We start from the raw sequence: 3722 nt of genomic DNA, 5'->3' as shown, positions 1-3722 counted from the left end.
AGGCGATGCCGACGCGCTCGCCGACGGGCAGGGACTGAAGGACCTTCGACATGGGTTCCAGTCTAGTGAAGGTGGGGATGCCGCCTGAGCGGTGGGCCGCTCAGCCGATGACGACGTCGGTGATGGTCACCGGCGTGGCCGGCGGTCCGTCGGGGGCCCCGCCTTCGGCGCCGGCGGCGGCGACCTCGCGCACGACCTCGAGGCCGGCGGCATCCATCTGCCCGAACACCGTGTACGAGGGCGGCAGCTGGCTGTCCTCGTAGACGAGGAAGAACTGCGAGCCGTTGGTGTCGGGGCCGGCGTTGGCCATCGCGACGGTTCCGGCGGGATACGTCTCGGTGCCGTCGAGTTCGTCGGCGTAGCTGTAACCGGGGCCGCCGCGGCCGGTGCCGGTCGGATCGCCGCACTGCAGCACGAAGATCCCCGAGGTCGTGAGGCGGTGGCAGATCGTGTCGCTGTAGTAGCCCTGCTCGGAAAGCGAGACGAAGCTGCCGACCGTGCACGGGGTGCGCTCGGCGTCGAGGGTGAGGGCGATGGGGCCGGCCGAGGTCTCGAGCGTCGCCGAAACCTCTCCGGTGACGGTCGGCTCCGCGGGTGGGGCGTCGACGGCGACCGCTGCGCTGCCGCCCGTGCGGTACGAGCACGCGGAAGTGTCGGTGGCGCTCGCCTCGGGGGTGGCATCCGGGGTGTCGCCGCCTGCGCCGCCGCCGGTGCATCCGGCGAGGACGAGGAGCGACGCGGCGAGCAGCGGAAGGGCGAGAAGGCGGGAGCGCATTGGCCCAGCGTACGGCGGACCGCGCGCCCTTTCCACGTGCGAAGGCCCCGCTCGCCATGGAGCGGGGCCTTCACTGCGGAGTGGGTCAGCCCACGACGGGGACGACCAGGCCGCCCCAGGTCTCGTTCTCGAAGTCGGCGGTCTCCTGCGAGGTCAGCAGTTCGTAGAGGGCCTCGATGCGGGGGTCGTCGACGAGCTCCGGCCGGGTGGCGAGCACGTTGTAGTACGGGCTGGACTCGCCCTCGAGCAGGATCGCCTGGTCGCCGCTCAGGCCGGCCGGCAGCGCGAACGAGATCGTGACGAACGCGGCATCCACGTCGGGGAGCGCCTGCGGAAGGGTCGCGTTCTCGATCTCGGTGAATTCGAACCCGCGGGGGTTCGCGGTGATCCCGGTGAGGTCGACCACGCCCTCCTCGACCTCGATGAGACCCTCGTCGGCGAGCAGCTGCAGCGCGCGGCCCTCGTTGGTGGGGTCGTTCGGGATCGCGATCGTCGCGCCGTCCTCGAGGTCGTCGAGGCTGTCGACCTTGTCGGAGTAGAACGCGGCGCTCGGCAGGTACGCCTCGCCGACGCTCACGAGGTCGCCGCCCGTCGCCTCGTTGAACGTCTCGAGGAACGTGGAGTTCTGGAACAGGTTCGCGTCGATCGACCCGTCGACGAGAGCCGTGTTCGGCGTGTTGTAGTCGGTGAAGGCGACGAACTCGATCGTGAGGCCGAGGTCGGCGGCGCCGTTCTCGGCGATGTGCTGCAGGATGTCGCCGGCCGGCGTCTGCAGGGCGCCGACCTTGAGCGTGCCGAGACCGTCGGATGCCGCGGCGTCGGTGTCGGCGTCGGAGCCTCCCGCGCAGGCGGTGAGGGCGAGGGCTGCGGCCGCGACGGCGGCGAGCAGGGGGAGACGGTTCTTGCGGAGCATGAGGGGTTCCTCTCGGGCGGAGCGGGTCGAGTCGTCGGGTGGGTCAGGCGGGGTGGGTGGCAGGCACGCGGGTGCGCCGCTGCCGGGTGGGGCTTCTGCGCGCCAGGCGCCGGGCGCCCCATGCGGCCAGGGACTGCAGCGCCATCACGATCGCGAAGATGATGATGATCACGGCGATGATGTGGATCCAGCTGTACTGCTGGTAGCCGTACCGGATGGCGACGTCGCCGAGACCGCCGCCGGCGACGGTGCCGACCATCGCGGAGAAGTTGATGATCGAGGTGACCGTGGTCGACAGGCCCAGCAGCATGGGGGCCGCGGCCTCGGGCAGCAGCACCTTGGTCACCAGCTCCCACCGGCTCGCACCGAGCGACGAGGCGACTTCGAGCATGCCGGGATCGACCTCTTTGATCGCGATCTCGACCATGCGGGCGAAGAACGGGATCGCGACCATCGACAGCGGCACGATCGCCGCGGTCGGGCCGATGAAGGTGCCCACGATCAGGCGCGTGAACGGGATGAGCGCGACCATCAGGATGATGAACGGCACCGAGCGGCCGAAGTTCACGATGAAATCCAGCAGCCGGTTGACGATGACGGCGGTCGTGCGCGAGCCGAACAGCCGCTCGAGAAAGCGGCCCTGCTCGGTGCCGACGAGCACGACGCCGAGGGGCAGACCGACGATGACCGTCACGGCCAGGGCGACGCCCACCATGTAGAGGGTCTGCCCGGTGGCCACCAGCAGTATCTGGAACAGCTGATCGTTCATACGAGCACACCCTCCTGGAGCACCTCGACGAGAAGGTCCTGGCTGCGGAGGTCCGCGATGACGGATGCCGCGGCGGACGCGGGGATCTCGAGCCGGGTGCGGCCGGCCTGCGTGCCGCCGATCTGCTCGATCAGGGCGCCGAGGATCGACACGTCCACATCGTGCTCGCGGGCGAGGCGGGCGATGACGGGGCGGTCGGCGGTGCCGCCGGCGAAGGTGATGTCGATGACGGTGGCATCCGCCGGCACGCTCTGCGGCACGCCGCCGAGCGGGAACAGCTGCGCGGTCAGGCGCGAGCCGGGGGTGCGGATGAGGTCGACCAACCGGCCGCTTTCGACCACGCGGCCCGCCTCGACGAGGGCGGCCGAGTGGCACGCGGCCTTGACCACGTCCATCTCGTGCGTGATGAGCAGCACCGTCAGGCCGAGTTCGGCGTTGATGCGGCGGTAGAGGTCCAGGATCGACGCGGTGGTCTCGGGGTCGAGGGCGCTGGTCGCCTCGTCGGACAGCAGCACGCTGGGGCGGGCCGCGAGGGCCCGGGCGATGCCGACGCGCTGCTGCTGACCGCCGGAGAGTTCGTGCACGGCGGCGTCGCCGCGGTGGCCGAGCCCGACGAGGTCGAGCATCTCCTGCGCGCGGGCGCGGCGCTGGGCGCGGGGCGTGCCGTCGAGCTCGAGGGCCAATTCGACGTTGCCGCGCACCGTGCGGCTGCCGAGCAGGTTGAACCGCTGGAAGACCATGCCGATGCGGCGGCGCGCGGCGCGCAGGTCGGGCTCGCGCAGCGCCGTGAGGTCGGTGTCGTCGACGATGACCCGGCCGCTGTCGGGGCGCTCGAGCAGGTTCACGATGCGGGCGAGCGTGCTCTTTCCCGCACCGCTCTGCCCCACGATGCCGTAGACCTCCCCGGTGGGGATCGTCAGGGAGACGTCCTCGACGGCGGCGAGGTCGCCGAAGCGCTTCGTGACGTGTTCGAGCGCGATCATGCGGACTGTCCCGGCCTTTCCAGAGCCCTGCGCCACACCGATCGGCGGCAAGGGGGCGCGATCGATCAAACCCGCCGGGGCGAGAGTCCGGTAAATCGCGTTACGCCCCGTGTCATCGCGGCCTGCGCCGCCTCCGGCGGGCAGTGCCAACTCGGGGTGTCGACGGCCGCCGGATAGAATGGGGTCTCACCGTCCGTTAACGGGGGAGCAGCCATGCCAGGCATCGTGATCGTCGGCGTCCAGTGGGGAGACGAGGGCAAAGGCAAGGCCACTGACCTCCTC

General features: G+C 70.8%; 5 protein-coding genes. 1 reads left to right on the top strand and 4 read right to left on the bottom strand.

The window, feature by feature from the left end; genetic code table 11:
- Nucleotides 1–100 precede the first annotated feature (100 nt).
- From NQ160_RS20400 to NQ160_RS20385, 4 genes are all read right to left on the bottom strand, one after another.
- A complete protein-coding gene (locus NQ160_RS20400; RefSeq protein ID WP_257516926.1) occupies nucleotides 101–775 on the bottom strand; it encodes a peptidylprolyl isomerase in 675 nt (224 codons plus the stop codon).
- 85 nt (nucleotides 776–860) lie between these two features.
- On the bottom strand, nucleotides 861–1688 hold the full coding sequence (locus tag NQ160_RS20395; protein ID WP_257516925.1) for a MetQ/NlpA family ABC transporter substrate-binding protein: 828 nt from the start codon (nucleotides 1686–1688) through the stop codon (nucleotides 861–863).
- A 43-nt stretch (nucleotides 1689–1731) separates the two neighbouring features.
- Nucleotides 1732–2457, bottom strand: coding sequence for a methionine ABC transporter permease (locus NQ160_RS20390; RefSeq protein ID WP_257516924.1), 726 nt, complete (start codon nucleotides 2455–2457; stop codon nucleotides 1732–1734).
- On the bottom strand, nucleotides 2454–3440 hold the full coding sequence (locus tag NQ160_RS20385) for a methionine ABC transporter ATP-binding protein (RefSeq protein ID WP_257516923.1): 987 nt from the start codon (nucleotides 3438–3440) through the stop codon (nucleotides 2454–2456). The genes NQ160_RS20390 and NQ160_RS20385 overlap by 4 nt, the downstream gene beginning before the upstream one ends.
- Before the next feature lie 213 nt (nucleotides 3441–3653).
- Between NQ160_RS20385 and NQ160_RS20380 the strand changes: the two genes are divergently transcribed.
- Nucleotides 3654–3722 (top strand): adenylosuccinate synthetase (locus tag NQ160_RS20380; protein WP_257516927.1); only part of this gene is annotated, 69 nt, incomplete at its 3' end.

This window comes from Microbacterium sp. zg.Y909 (assembly GCF_024626565.1).
This window is presented reverse-complemented; position numbering and strand designations above follow the sequence as displayed.

Bases quoted from the DNA above. Each gene is read 5' to 3' on its own strand.
- NQ160_RS20385 (WP_257516923.1), bottom strand. From the start codon at position 3,440: ATGATCGCGCTCGAACACGTCACGAAGCGCTTCGGCGACCTCGCCGCC.
- NQ160_RS20400 (WP_257516926.1), bottom strand. From the start codon at position 775: ATGCGCTCCCGCCTTCTCGCCCTTCCGCTGCTCGCCGCGTCGCTCCTC.
- NQ160_RS20390 (WP_257516924.1), bottom strand. From the start codon at position 2,457: ATGAACGATCAGCTGTTCCAGATACTGCTGGTGGCCACCGGGCAGACC.
- NQ160_RS20395 (WP_257516925.1), bottom strand. From the start codon at position 1,688: ATGCTCCGCAAGAACCGTCTCCCCCTGCTCGCCGCCGTCGCGGCCGCA.